This is a genomic window from Nocardiopsis sp. iso_186 (genome assembly GCF_056173365.1).
In genome coordinates this window covers 3,721,865-3,740,728 of record NZ_CM149670.1, presented here as the reverse complement: position 1 = coordinate 3,740,728, position 18,864 = coordinate 3,721,865, and the positions used below count along the sequence as shown (strand labels likewise).

Genomic DNA, 18,864 nt, shown 5'->3' with positions numbered 1-18,864 from the left:
GCGTCGGCAGGCCGACCTGCTTTCAGCTGGTATAAAAGACCCACGCCACAGGGCCGCCCGCTGCTGTTGACGACTCGACAGCCCTTCCGTGGAGCCGGGCCGGACGATTGCGCGCGGCACATGTCGCGCCTCGATCTCACCCTTGCGCCGCCACCACCGTCGAACCCGCGTGTCGCGGGGGTTGAGAGTCTGAGAGCCAGTGCCTGTCGAGCCCGGAACCCGCGCCAGTCGGCCCAGTCAGCCGAGGCGGCTCACGGTCCTCTCCGGTCCGTCCGGAGTCGGCAAGAGCACGGTGGTCAAGGAACTCCGCCGCCGTCACCCCGAGGTGTGGCTGTCGGTCTCCGTCACCACCCGTACGCCTCGCCCCGGAGAGACCGACGGTGTCGAGTACCACTTCGTCGACAGCGCGGAGTTCGAGCGGCTCATCGCTTCCGGCGAGCTGCTTGAGTGGGCCGAGTTCGCCGGCAACCGCTACGGCACGCCGCGCGCCCCCGTCGTGCAGCGGTTGGAGGCGGGGCAGCCGGTCCTCCTCGAAATCGAGCTCCAGGGGGCCCGGCAGGTCCGCGGCAACATGTCCGACGCATTCCTGGTCTTTCTCGCCCCGCCCTCCTGGGAGGAACTGGTGCGCAGGCTCACCGGGAGGGGAACGGAGTCCCCCGAGGTCGTGCAGCGTTGACTCGACACCGCCCGGGTCGAACTCGCGGCCGAGAAGGAGTTCGACACAACCCTGGTCAACACGTCGGTACACGACGTCTGCGATGAGCTGCTAACTTTGGTAGTCGCGCCGTAGCCCAGGCAGGCTTCGCGGTGCCCGGGCAGCGGGGGGTTTCTCCGCCGGCGCCACGGCGTTCGAGCGGCCCGCCGCCGTCCCGATCCCGTCCGCATCCTCACATCCCACGGCCCTGCATCTGTCGGGGCCGGCTGACCACCTAGGGGTACGCACCTTGGCCGGTACACCGCCCGTCGCCGAAGGCATCACCAACCCGCCGATCGACGAGCTCCTTGAGGTCGTCAACAGCAAGTACAGCCTGGTCACGATGGCGTCCAAGCGCGCCCGCCAGATCAACGCCTACTACGCCCAGTTGGGCGAGGGCCTGCTCGAGTACGTGGGCCCGCTCGTCGAGACCCAGGTCCAGGAGAAGTCCCTGTCCATCGCGCTGCGCGAGGTCCGGGAGCGCCTGCTGACCTCCGAGCCGGTTGACAACCCGCACGACCGCTGACAGTCCTGCCCGCGCCCCGCAGGGGTCGGGCGGAACGAGGTGGGCCGGCTTCGCTACCGTCGTGGGCGCGGACCGCGCCCACGCGGGCCGCGGGCCGCGACGGTAGCGGCTTGACCCGCACGGGAGACGGAGACGAGCCGCGTATGTCAGCCGAACCTGAGGTCGTCCTCGGTGTTGGCGGGGGGATCGCCGCCTACAAGGTCTGCGAGCTCCTCCGCCGCCTGACCGAGTCCGGCCACCGCGTCCGAGTGGTCCCCACCGACGAGGCCCTGCGCTTCGTCGGGGAGCCCACCTGGGCGGCGCTGTCCGGGCAGCCAGTGGCGACAGGGGTCTTCGACACCGTCCACGAAGTTCCGCACGTGCGTATCGGCCAGGGGGCCGATCTCGTGTTCGTCGCCCCGGCCACCGCCAATCTGTTGGCCAAGGCCGCGCACGGACTCGCCGACGATCTCCTCACCAACACCTTGCTCACCGCCCGTTGTCCGGTCGTCTTCGCACCCGCCATGCACACGGAGATGTGGGAGCACCCGGCCACCCAGGCCAACGTCGCCACCCTGCGCTCCCGCGGGGCCGTCGTGCTCGACCCGGCAGTGGGTCGGCTCACCGGAGCCGACACCGGTCGGGGACGTCTGCCCGATCCCGCTGCGCTCTTCGCGGTCGCCCGCAGAGTTCTGGCGAGGGGGGCGGGAACCGCCGACCTCGCCGGAGTGCGCGTCGTCGTCTCCGCCGGGGGGACCCGTGAGGCGATCGACCCGGTCCGCTTCCTGGGCAACCGCTCGTCGGGCAGGCAGGGATACGCGCTGGCCGCCACCGCGGCCGCCAGAGGAGCATCCGTGACCCTGCTCTCTGCCAACGTCGAGTTGCCCGACCCCGCGGGGGTGGACGTGCGCAGGGTCACTTCGGCTCGTGAACTGCGCGAAGCCGTGCTGGAGGGTGCCGCCACGGCTGATGTGGTGGTGATGGCCGCCGCGGTGGCCGACTTCCGGCCCGACACGGTGACCGCCAGCAAGATCAAGAAAACGGCTGGGACCACGCCGGCCCCGATCGCCCTGGTGGAGAACCCCGACATCCTCGCCGAGGTCAGTCGCGAGCGTGCCCGGCCCGGCCAGATCGTGGTCGGTTTCGCTGCCGAGACCGACAACGTGCTCGACAACGGTCGCGCCAAACTCGCCAGAAAAGGCTGCGACCTGCTGGTGGTCAACCAGGTCGGCGACGGTCGGGCGTTCGGCACCGCTGACAACCAGGCCGTCGTGCTGACCGCAGAGGGTGCCTCGGTGGAGATCGAACGCGGCCCCAAGGAGGACGTGGCCGATCAGGTTTGGGATCTGGTCGCCACGCGCATTCCCGGGGATACTGGTAGCGGCCGGTAGCGCCGCATTTGCGGGTGACCGGTTACCAAGTAGGCTACGTAAGCCCTGCCCAGCGCCGTTGTGTGCGGGGAGAAACCGATGATTCCAGGGGACCCTGCGGGGGACGCCCGGGGTGTACCCTCGCGGTTGCCGCCAGGCGCCCACTACAGTGGGACCATAAACCAACCACGCTGGTCGGAAATTAACGGGCGGCCTCCCCCCTGTTCTCCCGGCCGGCGCGACAACTGTCAGCCAGCAGCCGCTGCAAGGAGTCCCTCAACGTGTCCCGTCGCCTTTTCACCTCCGAGTCGGTCACCGAAGGCCACCCCGACAAGATGGCCGACCAGATCAGTGACGCGATCCTCGACTCGATGCTCACTGAAGACCCCAAGAGCCGGGTCGCGGTGGAGACCCTGATCACCACCGGGCAGGTGCACGTCGCCGGAGAGGTGACTACGTCCACCTACGTCAACATCCCCAGCATCATCCGCGAGAAGATCCTGGAGATCGGCTACGATTCCTCCGCGAAGGGCTTCGACGGCGCTTCCTGCGGGGTCTCGGTGTCCATCGGTGCCCAGTCACCCGACATCGCCCAGGGTGTCGACACCGCCTATGAGGCGCGCGAGAACCAGGGCACCGACGACCTCGACAAGCAGGGCGCCGGCGACCAGGGCCTCATGTTCGGCTACGCCAACAACGAGACGCCCGAGCTGCTCCCGCTGCCGATCAAGCTCGCGCACGCCTTGGCGCAGCGGTTGTCCGCGGTGCGCCGCGACGGAACCGTCCCCTACCTGCGCCCCGACGGCAAAACCCAGGTCACCATCGAGTACGACGGCACGACCCCGGTCCGTCTGGACACCGTGGTGGTCTCCAGCCAGCACGCTCCCGACATCGACCTGCGCGAGCTGCTGACCCCCGACATCAAGGAGCACGTGATCGCGCCGGTCGTGGCCAGCTACGGCCTCGAATCCGACGACTACCGGCTGCTGGTCAACCCCACCGGCCGCTTCGAGATCGGCGGCCCGATGGGCGACGCCGGTCTGACCGGCCGCAAGATCATCGTCAACACCTACGGCGGTTACGCCCGTCATGGTGGCGGAGCTTTCTCCGGCAAGGACCCGTCCAAGGTCAACCGTTCCGCCGCCTACGCCACCCGCTGGGTCGCCAAGAACATCGTCGCCTCCGGCCTGGCCGATCGCGTCGAGGTCCAGGTCGCCTATGCGATCGGCAAGGCCCAGCCCGTGGGCATCTTCCTGGAGACCTTCGGCACCGAGCAGGTGGCACCGGAGGCCATCGAGAAGGCCGTCCAGGAGGTCTTCGACCTCCGTCCGGCCGCGATCATCCGCGACCTCGACCTGCTCCGCCCGATCTACTCCAAGACCGCCGCCTACGGTCACTTCGGGCGCGAGCTCCCCGAGTTCACCTGGGAGCGCACCGACCGCGCCGAGGCCCTCAAGGCCGCCGCGGGCGCCTGACCGGTCCCGGAAGCCGTTCGTCGTCGGCCGCGCCCCGAACGGGGCGCGGCCGACGACGTGCACGGTCCCGGTCAGAAGACGAGGGAGAAAACGACCCACGCCGCAGTGCTGCCCACGACCGCCCCCGCGACGGTCTGGGCCGCTGTGTGGTCGCGCAGGGCCACGCGCGACCAGCCGACCAGTACCACGAGCGGCGCGGCCAGCAGTGCCCAGACCCCGTAGACCAGTACGAGCATCACGACACTGCCCGATGACGCCGCCGTGTGCACGGAGATCTTCCAGACGAACGTGATCGCCCCGAGCAGGGTCAGAACCGCACCGATGGCCACGAGCAGGGCGACCATCGGTACTGGGGCGCCCAGCGCGGCCATGAGAGCCGCGCCGCACGTCACCGAGGCCACGATCATCGCCATGGCCATCAGCCGCTGCCGCCGGACCCCGAGGTGGCGGTCGCTCCACGCGCCGCTGCGCACCCGCAGTTTGATCAGCAGAACGGGCAGCACCCCGGCGAAGCACAGGGCGGCCAGCGCCCAGCCCACGCCTACGAGGCCGCTGGTGCCCCAGCCCACCAGCACGCTTGCCGCGACGAGCCAGGTCTTGGGGTCGAGGCCGTCGGTCACGAGCCGGGCCCCGCGCGGTTCCGGCATCCTGCGGATCACGGTCGCTCCGGCGGTCTCTGCGGTCATCTGAACGGTGATGGCCCCCACGAACGCTCGCGGGCCCGAGGGCCATTGTCCCCGACCGCTCCCACCGGTGGGCGCCCAACGCGCCATGCCACGAAAGGGGAGCGCCTACCGGAACCTGTCCCGGCCGTTCGGACCGAGCAGCGCCGCCTTTCCCAGGAGAGCCGGTTCGATCCGGCATCGCGCCCCCTGCCCCCGCGCCGATCCGGCATCGGACGCTGGCCATCCTGCGCCGAGGGGATTCGATCAGGGCCACGTACGAGACGTCATCGGTGGAACGGTCGTGCCGAAGTCCCCGAGGTCGCTCCAGCTGGGCCCCGTCCGTCCGCCCCGGGCCCACCGGGAACCCGCGTCGGGGGTCCCGGTGGGCCCGGCCGCGCGCTGTACCGGCAGGACACAAGCCAAACGCTGGTCAGATCCGGATCGTGGTGCTGCGGACGATCTCGAACACGGGGTGTTCGGCGGCCTCCTCCACGAACCGCTCGACCGGTGCGTCCGCGCAGGCCCGGAAGTAGCCTCCCACCACGGCGGCGCGGGGGTGGTTGACGTACTCGCGCAGGACCGGGGCGGCGCGTTCGGCACCGACCTCGACCACGCTGATCAGTTCGATCCACCCGCCGCGGCGCAGCGTCGCGTAACCGCTCTTGCGGATGTTGCGTACCCAGCCCACCACGCCGTAGGGGGCCACCAGGAAGCGGCCCTCGGGGTTGTCCACGAGGCTGACCGGGGTGGTCCGCAGAAAGCCGGATTTGACGCCCCGGGTGGTCAGCAGGTGGGTGTCGCGGGGACCGAAGCCGTACTTGAGGAACCCTCCTACGACGGCGTCGGCGGTGCGCCTCAGTCGCGTCATCTCGAACCGCTTCGTACCGTTCTCCATCGCATCTCCCTACACGTGGCGCTCGCCCCTCCATTGTGGTGCACGCCGTGTCCCCGGGCGGACCGGGGACACGGCGTACCCGGGGTCAGCGGAAAGCGGAGATCCCCGTCACGGCCTGGCCGACGCTCAGTGCATGGATCTCCTCGGTGCCCTCGTAGGTGGCCACCGTCTCCAGATTGAGCATGTGGCGCAGTACCGGGTACTCCAGGGTGATGCCGTTGGCACCGTGCACCGAGCGGGCAGCGGCGGCCACGCGCTGAGCGGCGGCCACATTGGCGAGCTTGCCGAAGCTCACCTGGTTGTGGTGGCAGGCCCCGGCGTCCTTGAGACGGCCCAGGTGCAGCGCGGTCAGCGACGCCTGGTTGACGTCCACCACCATGTCGGCCAGTTTGCGCTGGGTCAGCTGGAAGCCGGCGATGGGGCCGCCGAACTGCTCGCGGGTCAGCGCGTAGTCGCGAGCGGCCGCGTAGCAGGCGCGCGCCGCACCCGCCACGCCCCAAACGATCCCGTACCGTGCCTCGTTCAGGCACGACAGCGGGGCCCCCAGCCCCTCGGCCAGCGGCAGCCGTGCCGTTTCGGGGAGCCGCACCCCGTCCAGGACCAGTTCGGCGGTGATCGAGGCGCGCAGCGAGAGTTTGCGGTGGATGACGTTGGCGCCGAACCCCGGCGTGTCCGTGGGGACCGCGAACCCGCGCACCCCCTCGTCGGTGGTCGCCCACACCACGGCCACGTCGGCGACGGAACCGTTGGTGATCCACATCTTGGTGCCGTCCAGCACCCAGTCCGTGCCGTCCCTGCGGGCGCGGGTGCGCATCGATCCGGGATCGCTGCCGGAGTCGGGTTCGGTCAGGCCGAAGCAGCCGATGGCGTCGCCCGCGGCCAACCGCGGCAGCCACTCCGTCTTCTGTTCCTCGGAGCCGTACCGGTGGATCGCGGCCATTGCCAGCGACCCCTGGACCGACACGAAACTGCGCAGACCCGAGTTGACCGCCTCCAGCTCACGGCAGGCCAGACCGTAGGCCACGGCGCTGGTTCCGGCACAGCCGTAGCCCGTGAGGTGCATGCCGAACAGGCCCAGTTCACCGACCTGCTTGGCGAGTTCGCGCGGGTTGGGCAGCGTGCCGGCCTCGAACCAGTCCGCGACGTCGGGGAGGAGTTCGCGCTCGGCGAAGGCGCGCACCGCGTCGCGGATGTCGGCCTCCTCGGTGCTCAGGGAGGCGTCCACGGCCAGGAAGTCGAGTGGGTCGGGGGCTGGGACCTTGGCGGATGTGCTCATCGGTGATCGGCTCCTCGTCGAGTCGTGGATCGGGTCTGTCCGTTCTGGTTGACCACCCCGCGCGCTACGAGCCCGGCGATCTGCTCGTCGGTCAGTCCGAGGCCCTCCAGGACAGCGGTGGAGTGCTGGCCCAGTAGCGGGGGCGGGAGTACGGCTGCGTCTGCTTCGGGGGTGGGGGAGTCGAAGCGGAAGCCGGCCCGCACCAGTTCGAGGTCGCCCAGAGTGGGGTGGTCAACCGTGATCGTGGCGGCGTCGCCCGAGGCGTCGGCGGCGCGGATCGCCTCCAGCACCCCTCGGACCTTGCCCACCGGAACACCCGCCGCCGTCAGGATCGGCAGCCATTCCTCCGCGCCCTTGGCGGACAGGGCGGCGGTGAGCTCGGCCACCAGTACTTCCCGGTTGGCGACCCGGTCGGGATTGGTGGCGAACCGGGGGTCGTCGGCCAGCTCGGCGCGTCCCACCGCCGTGCACAGTCGCCGGTACAACGAGTCGTTGCCGGCGGCAACGATCATCTCGGCGTCGGCGGTGGGAAACACCTGGTAGGGCACGATCGTCGAGTGGGCCTGGCCGAACCGTTCCGGTTCGGCTCCGGTCACCAGCCCACGCTGGGCGACGTTGACCAGGCTCGACAGCGCGGAGTTGATCAACGACACCTCCACGTGGGTGCCCGTGCCGGTGCGTTCGCGCCCGGTGAGCGCACCGCAGATGGCCGCGGCGGCGTTGAGACCGGTGAACACGTCGCTGATGGGGATGCCGATCTTGGTGGGGCTTCCCCCGGGAGTGCCGGTGGTGCTCATCAGACCGCTCTCGCCCTGCACGATCACGTCGAAGCCCGCGCGTCCCGCTGGACTGTGCCCGGAACTGAAGCCGCTGATGGAGCAGTACACGACCCCGGGGTTGAGTTTTTTGACCTGCTCGTATCCCAGGCCGAGGCGCTCGATCACACCGGGACGGAAGTTCTGTACGACCACGTCGGCCCCCGCGCAGAGCTCACGTACCGCGGCCAGCCCTTCGGGGTCTTTCAGGTCGATGGCGAGGCTGCGCTTGCCCCGGTTCAGGGAGAGGTAGTAGGCCGCCTGGTCACCGGCCCAAGGCGGTCCCCACGAACGGGTGTCGTCACCGTGTTCGGGATGCTCGATCTTGACCACGTCGGCCCCCATGTCGGCCAGCAGCATCGTGGCGTAGGGGCCGGCCAGTACCCGGGACAGGTCGGCGACCCGGATTCCGGCCAGTGGCCGGTGCGGTTGTCGGTCGGTGGTGGTCAACGGTTCACTTCTCCCTCGCGTCAACGGTGCGGTGGGCCGCGCGCAACTGCAGGCAGGTCTCCAGGCAGCGTCGCAGCGCAGTGGCCAGTGCGCCACCGGACTGCCCCGCGTAGCGGGTCTGCACACGGTTGGCGATTTCTGTGATGTCGTCGTAGACCGACAGCCCTTCGACCAGGACCCGGAAGAATTCCTTGGCGAGGTCGGTGAGCAGGGTGGTGTCGGCGGCGACGATTCGACCGTCGCCGAGGTTCACGGCGAGGACGACGCCGAGGCGTTCGTACTGGGAGTGGCCGGCCACGGCATCGGGGAGCCGTGCGTAGCCGGAGACGAGGACCACGTCGGGGTCGGCCAGGCGGTGCAGGCGTTCGCTGTCATGCATGGCGTGGGTGTCCCTCCATCAGGGCATGCGAGGAATCCGGGGGACTGGATTCTCGCGCCTGGGCAGGACGGCCAGAATTCGGACCGCCCTCGGCGGGAGGGGCAGATGCGGCCAATTATGGCCGATGCACCGGTTGCCGGACCACTCGGGGGCGTCGTCCGCGTGGCGCAGGGCAGCAATCCCGGACGGGCCGTGGCGCCACGGGGCGGTGTCCGCCCGGCGCTGCGCGAGGTCGTGCCCGAGACCCATTCCCCCACTCTAGTGACCGGCCGGCGGGCCGTCCCCTGTCGGGGTGCGTCAGGTCACACGGGGGGTTCCCGCGAGCGGGGTGGATTCGTGGGTTATAGTCCTTGGCAGGTCATGAGCGCCAGCGCAAAGCCCCGGCTCGCTGGCCGGCAACCCTCCTTCCGCGGTGGGGTGCCCCGGGTGAGGACCAGGTCGAGACACGGCCGAGAACGTCAACGTGTCAGGCAAGCGCGGACCCCGTCTGCAAGGTCGCTCCATGCGTACCCCGGGGTCCCCTGTGACCCATGGAAGGTATGTCGTGACCACTGTCGCCCCAGCCCCGATCTCCGCACCCCTGAGCCCCCAGCCGGACGTGGTCGGTGCCGACGTCCTGATCCCGCTGGTCAACGGCGAGCGGGTGTCCTACGCCAACTTCGACTACGCCGCCAGCGCCCCCTGCCTCGAAGCGGTGCGCGCCACCCTGGCCGACGCCCTGCCCTACTACGCCAGCGTTCACCGGGGGGCGGGGTTTCACTCCCAGGTCAGCACCGACGCCTACGAGAAGGCGCGGCTCGGGGTGGCCCGGTTCGTCGGCGCGCGCGCCGACGACGCCGTGGTCTTCGTACGCGGTACGACCGACGCCCTGAACCTGTTGGCCCGGTGTGTGCCCGACGCCTGCACCGTCGTCGTCTTCGCCGGAGAGCACCACGCGGCGCTGCTGCCGTGGCAGCACCGTGGCAGCACCGCCGGCCGCGTCGTGCGGCTGCCGCTGCCCGCGAGCCCGGAGGCCGCGGTCGAGTCCGCGCGTCAGGCGCTGCTCGCCGCGCCCGAGGGCCCGCGGCTGCTGGTGGTCACGGCTGCCTCCAACGTCACCGGTGAACTGTGGCCGGTCGAAGAGTTGACGGCCGTCGCCCACGCCGCAGGAGCCCGGATCGCCGTCAACGCCGCCCAGCTCGTCCCGCATGCATCGTTCGACCTCGCGGCCACCGGCGTGGACTACGTGGCCTTCTCCGGGCACAAGCTCTACGCGCCTTTCGGCGCGGGGGTGCTGGCCGGCCGGGTCAACTGGTTGCGCGCGGCCGAGCCCTACCTCGCCGGGGGCGGTGCCACCGCAAACGTCAGCGAGCACGATGTCCGTTGGAACGACCTCCCGGCCCGTCACGAGGCGGGAAGCCCCAACGTCCTTGGCGCGGTCGCCCTGGCCGCCGCCTGCACCGCACTCACCGAGGCGGGCCAGGACACCCTCCACGAGTACGAACAGTCCCTGTTGGACCGGCTGCGCACGGGGCTCGCGCAAATCCCGGCGGTCCACGACCTGAGCCTGTGGGGCCCCGAGCACCCCAGGGTGGGCATCGTTTCCTTCGTCGTGGACGGCGTGCCCGCGGACCTGCTGGCTGCCGCGCTCTCGGCCGAGTACGGGATCGGTGTGCGCGACGGCCTGTTCTGCGCACACCTGCTCACCCGCGAACTCCTCCCGCCCGGGCACACGCAGGCAGCGCGGGCCAGCCTCGGCCTCGGTACCACCGTCGAGCACGTCAACCGGTTGGTCCGTGCAGTGGCCGAGCTCGCCGAGCACGGCCCGCAGTGGGAATATGCGCTGGTCAACGAGCGGGTCTCGCCGGTCCCCGACCCCAGACCCCACCCCTAGGCGGCCTCTCCCGGCAAGCGGGTAGCATCGATCGCTATGACGGAGGTCACGGGAATCGGGTTCGCGGCGCGATCCGTCCGGCCCGCCCCGACCTCGATCGGCCGAGGCTCGGGGAGCGATCGTGACTGACCACAGGACGGCACTGCGCGCCGACGTCGAACCGCCCCTGCTCGACGTGCCCGGCCCACGGGTCGTCCATATCGTCAACTACCTGCGCGATGCCCCTGCCGTGACGCCTCCCGATCCTGCTGTGATCACTGCCGTCCCGGGGTTCCTGCGGCGCTGCGTGGGCTACCTCGCCACCGATCTGGGCATCGGGCAGTTCGTCAACATCGGCTCCGGCGTTCCTGCTGCCGAAGGGGTCCACGGCGTAGCGCGGACGCACGACCCCGACTCCCGCGTCGTGTACGTGGACACCGGGGCTGCGGCGTCGGTGGGCAGCCGGACCGCGGTGCATGTCAACGGCCCGGTGACCCTGCACGTCAAGCGCCTGGACGCAGCCGGGATCGCCGGTCAGCTCGGCCTTCGCGGTCTCCTCGATCTGACCTCGCCGCTCGGCGTGGTCCTCAACGCCGATGCGCTGCCCGGCGACAATGCCGTGGGCGCATTGGTGCGGGGGTTGTACGAGATTCTCGCCCCGGGGAGCCATCTCGTCATCTGCCGGCGACCGCCTAACGACGCCGACCCTCATGCACGGCAACGCGCGGCCACGCTGTTCGAGCCTTTCGACCTGCTCGAACCGGGAACGGCCGATATCGCCTGGTGGCCCTATCCCGACGACGAGGTCGCGGCCACCGGAACCGGTGTCCTGGCCGGCGTGGCGCGTCGGCCCTGAGCACGTGAGGCGCGGCCGTGACCAAGGAGATCGGTCCGCGTCCTGATCGGCGGTCGCGGGACGCGGCCCCGCGGTCAACCGGGCTGCGCCGTGCCCTCCCGATCACCGTCCCGGGACGCCCAACTGCTCTCGTAGGCATCCACCAGCCAGGCGTCGGCCCAGGCGTGATCGGCCCGCGCGGGCACGTCAGCGGTTCCGAGCAGGGCGGTCAGACGCGCTTCCTGTTCTGCCGCCACAGCCAACGCCTCGTCGCGTGAACGGCGGCCCAGGCGCAAGTCGCGGATCCATGACGACCACGGCTCGGGCATCGGCAGGCTGATGCGGCCCGTCTCCAGGAGCTCCACGCCCTGGACGCCCAACCGGATCATGTGGCTGGCGAACTTGGTGTCGAACCCGTGCTCCCGCACCAGTTCGGGGCGATTGGTGTGGCGCCCCCCACGCAACCCCAACATGCTGTCGCGCTGGGCGCGCAGGTAGCCCAGGAACCGGTTCCCCGCCTCCGTCGAGACGAACCGGTCGGAGTTGGCGCGCAGCGCCCGGCCCAGGTCGGTGAGGTGCGTGGTGTGGGAGTCGGATACGAACAGCGCCAACAGCACGGTCGGGTTGCCCGACAACGCCAGCCGCGTCCACTTGCGCAGCGAGTACACCGTCAGGTCGAGGTCCCCCGGCCCTGACCGTTCGCCTTCGGGGCTGGTCTGGAAGACGTACTGCTCGAACTGGCGCAGGCCGATCACGTACTCCCGCGGTTCCACGCAAATACCCATCTCGTCGCGGTCGGCCTGCCCGGGCAGGCCCGTGCCGTGCACGGTGGAGCCGATCTCGCACCGCAGGATCGTGCCGCGGTGGGCCAGCGCGGCGAACTCCGGGGTCGAGTGCTTCATGGGCGGTCTTTTCCGTCGCGGGGGCGGGCCACCGCACTCTAGCCACCGACGGCCCGGACCCACCAGGGAATTTTCCGACGGCCACGACGCCGGCCCCACCGGGGCGGGGACAGCGGCGGACATGCCCGCGATCAGTGAGGTGAAGCGGATCACACTACGTCGAGCGGGTCCACCCGCACCTGCGCCAGTTTTTCGTCCCGGCGTGCGCTGCGCGCCGCCGCAGCGGCTTTCAGCGCGGTAGACAGTTCCCGGGCCGACCCCCGGGGCAACCGCAACAGGGCGCGCTCGGCGGTTCCTTCGCCGAAGCCGTTCGCCACCGCCACCGGACCGAGCAGCTCGGTTCCTTCGGGAAGCACCAGCTGGTCCAGTAGCTCGCGCACGTTCGCCGGTTCCCCGGTCACCGAGGCCATCGCGACGGCGGGCGGGAAGCCCAGCTCCCGGCGCTCGGCGAGCTCGCGTTCGGCGAAACCCGGCGGATCCCACCGGATGAGAGCCTGGGTCACGGGCAGGGACGGATCGGCCAGTACCACCACCTGCCCCCCCTCCTCCGCAGGGCGCACCAGCGCGGACGCACCGCACCACCGGCGCAGCGCTTCCTCGGTGGCGCGCAGGTCCGCCCGGCCCAACAGCGCCCACCCGTCCAGCAACACCGCCGCCGCATACCCTCCGGGCACCATCGGTTCCGCACCCGGGGTGGCCACCACGAGGGCGGGGCGATCGCCGATCTCGGTCAGGATCTCGTCGCGCCCCGATGTACGGACCGGCAGCGACGGGAAGGCCCGGCCCAACTCCTCCGCGGTGCGCCGCGCGCCCACGACGGTGGCGCGCATCCGGGTGTGCCGGCAGTCCGGGCACCCCCAGTCCCCGGCTATGTGACCGCACCACCGGCAGTAGGGCATCGCGTGCGCGCTGCGCATCGCCAACGGCCCCTGGCAGGTGCGGCAGCGCGCGGGAGCGCGGCAGTGAGCGCACGCCAACGCGTTCAGGTAGCCGCGTCTGGGGACCTGGATCAGCACCGGTCCCTCCTTTGCGGCTTCGCGGGCCACCCGCAGCGCCATGCTGGGCATACGGGCCGACCGGGCGGCCTCGTCCCGGGCCAGTTCCGCGTCGTCGCCGGCCGCGCGGATCCGGGGGGCGCGGCGCCGCAGCAGCTCCCGGTCCGCGCCCAGCGGATGCGCCCAGCCCGATTCCACCAGTTGGGCGGCGTCGGTGGTGCGGGTGAACCCGCCGATCAGCGCGCCCGCTCCGGTGCTGTGCGCCCGCAGCGACAACACGGTGCGGGCGTGCGGATAGGGGGCGTGCGGATCGGCGTGCACGTCGTCGCCGTCGTCCCACAGCACCACCAGGCCGAGGTCGCGCACCGGCGCGAACATCGCGGCACGGGTTCCCACGACGATGCCGACCTCGCCACGCAGCACCGACAGCCAGCGCCGGTACCGTTCGGCGGGGCCCAGTTCGGCGGTCAGCGCGACGTGCATGCCCGGTCCCAGCCGTGCGGACAGTGCCGTGTCCACCGCGGCGACGTCACGGCCGTCGGGGAGCACCACCAGGCTGCCCCGCGCCGATGCCGACGCGGCCCCGGCTGCCACCGCGATCGCATCACACCACTGGGGGCCGGGAACGGTGTCCCACACCGCCCGGGGCCCGCGTCCCGCGCGCAGAGCGGCGAGGAACGCCGGTCCTGCCGGGTAGTCCGCCCAGGGGCCGGGCCCGGCATCGGGCTCGGTGACGGTCGGGGCGGGTTGCTCCGGGCCCGGGGGAGCCCCGTGCTCCTCCGGGCCGTCTTCGGCAGAGGAGGGGGCAGCAGGCGCGGTTTCGGGCTCCTGCGCGGCCGTGTGGGCAGAGGCGTTGCCGCTTCTCTGCTCCTTCCGTTCTTTCTCCACCCGGGCGTGGCGTGGGGGGACGGCCAGGCGGAGTACATCGTTGAGGGTTCCGGCGTAACGGTCGGCGACGGCGCGTGCCAGCGCGGCGATCTCGGGGGTGAGCACCGGTTCGGGCGAGACCACCTGATGCAGGTAGGCCAGGCGGCCCTGGAAATCGGACTCGGCGACCCTCTCCAACAGGAAGCCGTCCAGCGTCTGGTTGTTGAACCGCACCCGGACCCGACAGCCGGGCACGGCGCTGTCGTCCATGTCGTCCGGCACCTGGTAGTCGAACGGACGGTCCAGGTGGGGCAGCGGCGTGTCCACCAGGACACGGGCCACCGCACGCTCGGCCGCTGGGCGACGTGGAACAGGAGCCTTCCTGCGGGCCGCGGCCTTGGCGCGGGGCACGTCGAACAGGGCCCCTTCGTCGGGGCCGGGCTGGTGGGTCACGCCCACAGTCCTACCAGAGGGGGCCGACCACGGTGGTGCGCCTGCGAGGCGGGCCGGTGCCGGCGGTTCGCCCGTCCGCCCCCCGGCGGCCCGCCGAAGCGTTGCGGTACCGCTGCCCGGCCGGGCGCGTCGGTTCGTTCGCCCCGGCCCGCGTGCGCGTGCCGGCACCGGACCATCGCAGAGGAGGGACGGTCCGCGGAGCCGGTCGCCCCCTTTCGCCGTAGCGGACGGTTTATGGGGCGAATTATGGTCATTGGGAAAGCTCGGGAAAGTCGGAAAATTCCGCCTCGCCGTCGGTCGCTGTGCCACGCTGGGCGGGTGAGTGGACACACTGACCACGCCGCCGCAGAGCACCTGGTGCCCGGAGCCGCTGCCCCGAGAGAGAACGGTCCGGTGCGCGCCTGGCTGAGCCGGGCGCACCGCCAGTGGGTTTTCTGCGCCAAGCCGGTGGGAGAGGTTGTGTTGAAGCCGCCGACTACCCGCCCCGACCCCTCGCCGGTGGCGCCCGTACGCCTCGCTCCGGAATCCGAGCTCGCCGCATCTGCCCGTCGCTCACCGTTCCTGGTCGCCCTCCGCGCACTCGCCGACTGGGCCGAGGAGCACCGCCCCCGCGTCGTCGACGGCCGCCCCGAGCCCGGTCCGGCCGCACGGGCACTGCGGGAACTGCCCGCGGTGCGCCCGGTCGCCCACGACGGCGATGTCCAGGACCCGGACATGGCGTGGGTGTGGAACACGGCCTTCGACACCGGCCTGCTCACCATGGAATCGGGCCGCGCCAGACGAACCCCCGAGCTCGGCGGAGGGGACTCCGACCCGCTGACGCTGCGCCACTGGCTCGCGGTCTACGTCGCCCTCACCGAGTTCGACGAGGACACCGGCCACGGTGCCCAGCGCGTGGCCGAACGGGTCCTCGGTGAATTCATGTTCGAGCTCTACCAGTGCGGGCGCGCCGTCCAGCCCGAGTCCGGCATCGCCCGACTGGCCGCAGAGGTCCTCGACGACGCGGTCACCGACGGTCTCGTCAACGCGGCCGAGACCGAGAGCCTGAGCACGCTCGCCCAACCCACGGTGCGCAACGCCCTGGGGGAACTGATCCGCCACGGCGCGGTCACCCGGCCCTCGGCCGTGGGCGTCGAACTCACTGCGCTGGGTCGCTGGGGCCTCAACCGGTTGCTCAATGCGTCCGGAATGACTGCCCCGGTCCTCGGCGGCCATGCCCACGCCGAGGCGGACGAACTCCTCGCCGCACTGTCGGGCTACTCCGAGTCCGAGCGTGCGGTGGAGTTCCTGGGGTGGTTGGCCGAGCGCACGGAGGAGGATGCAGCAGCGGGTCTGATCGCCGCTGCCGCACGAGCCGGGACCGGACAGCGCGGGATCGCGGTGGTCCTGTTGGGGCGCCTGGGACCCGGGGCCGAACCCGCGGTCCGCGCCGGACTCGCCGACCCGCTGATGTGGCGTCATTGTCGCCAATGGCTGGCCGGCCATGCCATCGCCCCCGTCCCACCGCTCTGCGACACCGACCGCGCCTGGTTGGTCGCAGAGGCCGTCGTGGGCCTCAGCCATCAGCGCGGCCTCCAGGACTACACCCGTCTCCTGGACCGTCTCATCGGCCCCCGCGAACTCCCGCTCGTGGCGCTCCTGGCCGACCTCGATCACCCCGACCGCGCCCGTGCGCTGGAACTCCTCTTCCAACTCCACCCCGACCCGCACATCTCCGTCGCCGCCCGGCACGGCATGCGCCGCTGATCCCGTCCAGCAGATACGCCGCCCCGACGTGTCCGCTCGGCGCGCCGGCCGTCGTCGCTTCCAGGACCCGCGTTTGTCATTACGCTGTGTGCACCCGGACCGCCGCGGGGCCGTCCTCGCACGGTGCCGCGCGGCGGCGGGTCGGAACGAACGTCTGGAATATGGGGTCCGTAGATGAAGTTGGTCTTCGCGGGAACGCCGGAGGCGGCCGTACCGTCGTTGAGAGCGCTGCTCGACTCTCAGCACGAGGTCGTCGCGGTCGTCACCCGCCCCGACGCGGTGTCGGGTCGCGGGCGCAAGGTCTCGCCCAGTCCGGTCGCGGAGGTGGCAGCCGAGGCCGGGATCGAGGTGCTCAAACCGGCCAAGGCGAGCGAGCCGGATTTCCTCGCGCGGCTGAGGGCGCTCGAACCGGACTGCTGCCCGGTGGTGGCCTACGGGGCACTGCTGCGCAAGGAGGCGTTGGCGATTCCCCGGCACGGATGGATCAACCTGCACTTCTCACTGCTCCCGGCCTGGCGCGGCGCCGCCCCCGTGCAGCACGCCGTCCTGCACGGCGACGACATCACGGGTGCGGCCACGTTCCAGATCGAGCCGGCATTGGATTCCGGCCCCGTGTACGGGGTGGTCACCGAGCCAATCGGGCCGCGCGACACCAGCGGCGTCCTGCTCGAACGCCTCTCCCACTCGGGTGCCGAACTGCTGGTCCGCACCCTGGACGGCGTCGCCGCCGGTTCGCTCGAGTCCCGTCCCCAGAACGAGGACGGTGTGTCCTACGCCGCCAAGCTCAACCCCGAGGACGCCGAGGTGGACTTCCACGCCCCGGCCCTGCGCATCGACCGCCTCATCCGCGCCTGCGACCCGGCTCCCGGAGCATGGACGGTCTTTCGCGGAACCCGGCTCAAACTCGGCCCGGTCGCGTTGGTCGAGGACGCTCCCGCGCTCCCGCCGGGGCGTCTGGAGATCGGCAAGAAACACGTCCTCGTGGGCACTGCCACCCGCTCGGTGCGCCTCGGCCACGTCCAGCCCCAGGGCAAGCGCATGATGCCCGCGGTCAACTGGGCCCGTGGTGTCCGCCCCGGTGACGACGAGCGCCTGGGGAGCGCCTGACCGGTCCGCGCCCTGGCTTCCGGCGACGGCCCGGCGGGCGATCAGCTGCTCGTTGAACTGTGGAGATCTGTACCCTCGATGGGTGACCCGCGGGGACCGCGGGCCGCATCGGATTCTCCAGGCGTGAGGCTGATCGACAGTGACTGACCGTTCCTCTTCCCCCTACCGCTCCACGCGTCGTGGGCGGGGCCGCCCCGCGACGCCACCCGTGCCCAAGGACCTGGCGCGACGGGTGGCCTACGACGTGCTGCGCGCGGTGGAGACCAGGGACGCCTACGCCAACCTGCTCCTGCCCGCGACACTGCGCGAACGCGGTGTCGCGGGCCGCGACGCGGCCCTGGCCACCGAGCTCACCTACGGTACGTTGCGCCGCCAGGGGACCTACGACGCGATTCTCAACTCCTGCGTTGACCGCTCCATCCGATCGGTCGATCCCGAGGTGCTGCCGGTACTGCGCCTGGGCGCCCACCAGCTGCTGTCCACCAAGATCCCGCCGCACGCGGCGGTCAGCGCCACCATCGACCTTGCCCGCAAGGTCATCGGTCACCACCGTTCCCGGTTCGCCAACGCCGTTCTGCGCAAGGTGAGCGCCCGTGACCTCGACGCTTGGCTGGCCATCGTCGCCCCCGCCCGTTCGGCCGACGCCCTGGGCCATCTCGCCGTCGTCCACAGCCACCCGCGCTGGATCGTCGGTGCGCTGGCCGAGGCGTTGGGGGAGGACCTTTCCGGGGAACTGGCCGAGACCGAACGTCTGCTCGCCGCGCACAACGAGCGCCCATTGGTGACCCTGGTGGCCAAACCCGGTCGTGCATCGGTTGCCGACCTGGTGGAGGAGGGAGCCCAGGCGGGGCGCCTCTCCCCTTACGCGGCCTACCTCACCGAGGGCGACCCCGGTCTGTTGCGTCCCATCCAGCAGGGACGCGCCGCTGTGCAGGACGAGGCCAGTCAGCTCGTCGCCCTCGCGCTCACCAGGGTTCCGCTGACCGGCCCCGACGCCCGTTGGCTGGACATGTGCGCGGGTCCAGGCGGCAAGGCCGGGCTACTGGGCGGGCTGGCCGGCCAGCGTGATGCCCGCCTGCTGGCGGCCGAGGTCCAGCCCGCGCGGGCCGGACTGGTGGCCCGGGCCGTTCACCGCTCGGTTCGCGACGCCGCCCGCGCGGTCGTGGCCGACTCCACCCGGCCGGCATGGCGCGACGGCGCCTTCGACCGGGTCCTGGTTGACGCCCCCTGCACCGGGCTGGGGGCCCTGCGCCGCCGGCCGGAGTCGCGGTGGCGCCGCACCCCCACGACCGCGGCCGGGCTGGCCCCCCTCCAGCACGACCTGCTCAACCGCGCGTTGGACGCCGCGCGCTCCGGTGGCGTCGTGGGCTATGTGACCTGTTCGCCGCACCTGGCCGAGACCCGCGACATCGTCGAGGCGGTCCTGGCGGAGCGCACCGACGCCGAACTCATCGAGGCCGCCCCGTACCTCGACGAGGTCGCCGACGTCGCCGCGGGCCCCTTCGCCCAGTTCTGGCCGCACCGCCACGGCACCGACGCCATGTTCCTTGCCCTGGTGCGCAAGCACTGACCGAATCCCCGGC

General features: G+C 71.4%; 15 protein-coding genes, 1 pseudogene and 1 riboswitch. Of the genes and pseudogenes, 9 read left to right on the top strand and 7 right to left on the bottom strand.

Annotated features, from left to right (window positions below):
- Window positions 1-199: 199 nt before the first annotated feature.
- The 4 genes and pseudogenes from gmk to metK all read left to right on the top strand — a co-directional run bounded on the left by gmk (window position 200) and on the right by metK (window position 4,044).
- A pseudogene (gene gmk, locus AC0VYP_RS16415) lies at window positions 200-790 on the top strand (guanylate kinase).
- A 154-nt stretch (window positions 791-944) separates the two neighbouring features.
- The gene (rpoZ, locus tag AC0VYP_RS16410) at window positions 945-1,220 is read left to right on the top strand and encodes a DNA-directed RNA polymerase subunit omega (RefSeq protein ID WP_475470563.1); all 276 of its coding nucleotides are present in this window, start codon (window positions 945-947) and stop codon (window positions 1,218-1,220) included.
- A 143-nt stretch (window positions 1,221-1,363) separates the two neighbouring features.
- Window positions 1,364-2,590 (top strand): bifunctional phosphopantothenoylcysteine decarboxylase/phosphopantothenate--cysteine ligase CoaBC, encoded by a 1,227-nt coding sequence (gene coaBC, locus AC0VYP_RS16405; protein WP_285756895.1) that lies wholly within the window; start codon window positions 1,364-1,366, stop codon window positions 2,588-2,590.
- 260 nt (window positions 2,591-2,850) lie between these two features.
- On the top strand, window positions 2,851-4,044 hold the full coding sequence (metK, locus tag AC0VYP_RS16400) for a methionine adenosyltransferase (RefSeq protein ID WP_475470561.1): 1,194 nt from the start codon (window positions 2,851-2,853) through the stop codon (window positions 4,042-4,044).
- Window positions 4,045-4,115: 71 nt separating this feature from the next.
- Here the strand turns inward: metK and AC0VYP_RS16395 are convergent, their stop codons facing one another.
- The 5 genes from AC0VYP_RS16395 to AC0VYP_RS16375 form a co-directional block, all read right to left on the bottom strand.
- A complete protein-coding gene (locus tag AC0VYP_RS16395) occupies window positions 4,116-4,730 on the bottom strand; it encodes a phosphatase PAP2 family protein (RefSeq protein ID WP_285756893.1) in 615 nt (204 codons plus the stop codon).
- 409 nt (window positions 4,731-5,139) lie between these two features.
- Window positions 5,140-5,604, bottom strand: a complete 465-nt coding sequence (locus AC0VYP_RS16390) for a nitroreductase/quinone reductase family protein (protein ID WP_475470559.1) — start codon at window positions 5,602-5,604, stop codon at window positions 5,140-5,142.
- A gap of 85 nt (window positions 5,605-5,689) precedes the next feature.
- Window positions 5,690-6,880 carry an acyl-CoA dehydrogenase family protein gene (locus AC0VYP_RS16385; protein ID WP_475470557.1) on the bottom strand — a complete coding sequence of 397 codons (1,191 nt, stop codon included), beginning with the start codon at window positions 6,878-6,880 and terminating at the stop codon, window positions 5,690-5,692.
- The gene (locus AC0VYP_RS16380) at window positions 6,877-8,169 is read right to left on the bottom strand and encodes a CaiB/BaiF CoA transferase family protein (RefSeq protein ID WP_432707398.1); all 1,293 of its coding nucleotides are present in this window, start codon (window positions 8,167-8,169) and stop codon (window positions 6,877-6,879) included. The genes AC0VYP_RS16385 and AC0VYP_RS16380 overlap by 4 nt, the downstream gene beginning before the upstream one ends.
- The gene (locus AC0VYP_RS16375) at window positions 8,150-8,524 is read right to left on the bottom strand and encodes a DUF3870 domain-containing protein (RefSeq protein ID WP_285756889.1); all 375 of its coding nucleotides are present in this window, start codon (window positions 8,522-8,524) and stop codon (window positions 8,150-8,152) included. The genes AC0VYP_RS16380 and AC0VYP_RS16375 overlap by 20 nt, the downstream gene beginning before the upstream one ends.
- Window positions 8,525-8,880: 356 nt before the next feature.
- Window positions 8,881-9,007: riboswitch (SAM riboswitch) on the top strand.
- A gap of 61 nt (window positions 9,008-9,068) precedes the next feature.
- Between AC0VYP_RS16375 and AC0VYP_RS16370 the strand changes: the two genes are divergently transcribed.
- Together AC0VYP_RS16370 and AC0VYP_RS16365 are read left to right on the top strand one after the other, a co-directional pair.
- Window positions 9,069-10,397 carry an aminotransferase class V-fold PLP-dependent enzyme gene (locus AC0VYP_RS16370; RefSeq protein WP_475470555.1) on the top strand — a complete coding sequence of 443 codons (1,329 nt, stop codon included), beginning with the start codon at window positions 9,069-9,071 and terminating at the stop codon, window positions 10,395-10,397.
- 121 nt (window positions 10,398-10,518) lie between these two features.
- Window positions 10,519-11,232 carry an SAM-dependent methyltransferase gene (locus AC0VYP_RS16365; RefSeq protein WP_475470553.1) on the top strand — a complete coding sequence of 238 codons (714 nt, stop codon included), beginning with the start codon at window positions 10,519-10,521 and terminating at the stop codon, window positions 11,230-11,232.
- A gap of 74 nt (window positions 11,233-11,306) precedes the next feature.
- Here the strand turns inward: AC0VYP_RS16365 and AC0VYP_RS16360 are convergent, their stop codons facing one another.
- Together AC0VYP_RS16360 and AC0VYP_RS16355 are read right to left on the bottom strand one after the other, a co-directional pair.
- Window positions 11,307-12,113 carry a nucleotidyltransferase domain-containing protein gene (locus tag AC0VYP_RS16360; protein ID WP_285756886.1) on the bottom strand — a complete coding sequence of 269 codons (807 nt, stop codon included), beginning with the start codon at window positions 12,111-12,113 and terminating at the stop codon, window positions 11,307-11,309.
- A 149-nt stretch (window positions 12,114-12,262) separates the two neighbouring features.
- On the bottom strand, window positions 12,263-14,428 hold the full coding sequence (locus tag AC0VYP_RS16355; protein ID WP_475470552.1) for a primosomal protein N': 2,166 nt from the start codon (window positions 14,426-14,428) through the stop codon (window positions 12,263-12,265).
- A gap of 318 nt (window positions 14,429-14,746) precedes the next feature.
- Between AC0VYP_RS16355 and AC0VYP_RS16350 the strand changes: the two genes are divergently transcribed.
- The 3 genes from AC0VYP_RS16350 to AC0VYP_RS16340 all read left to right on the top strand — a co-directional run bounded on the left by AC0VYP_RS16350 (window position 14,747) and on the right by AC0VYP_RS16340 (window position 18,851).
- Window positions 14,747-16,174 (top strand): hypothetical protein, encoded by a 1,428-nt coding sequence (locus AC0VYP_RS16350; RefSeq protein WP_475470550.1) that lies wholly within the window; start codon window positions 14,747-14,749, stop codon window positions 16,172-16,174.
- A 174-nt stretch (window positions 16,175-16,348) separates the two neighbouring features.
- On the top strand, window positions 16,349-17,281 hold the full coding sequence (gene fmt / locus AC0VYP_RS16345; RefSeq protein ID WP_475470548.1) for a methionyl-tRNA formyltransferase: 933 nt from the start codon (window positions 16,349-16,351) through the stop codon (window positions 17,279-17,281).
- A 139-nt stretch (window positions 17,282-17,420) separates the two neighbouring features.
- Window positions 17,421-18,851, top strand: a complete 1,431-nt coding sequence (locus tag AC0VYP_RS16340; protein ID WP_285756882.1) for an RsmB/NOP family class I SAM-dependent RNA methyltransferase — start codon at window positions 17,421-17,423, stop codon at window positions 18,849-18,851.
- Window positions 18,852-18,864 lie beyond the last annotated feature (13 nt).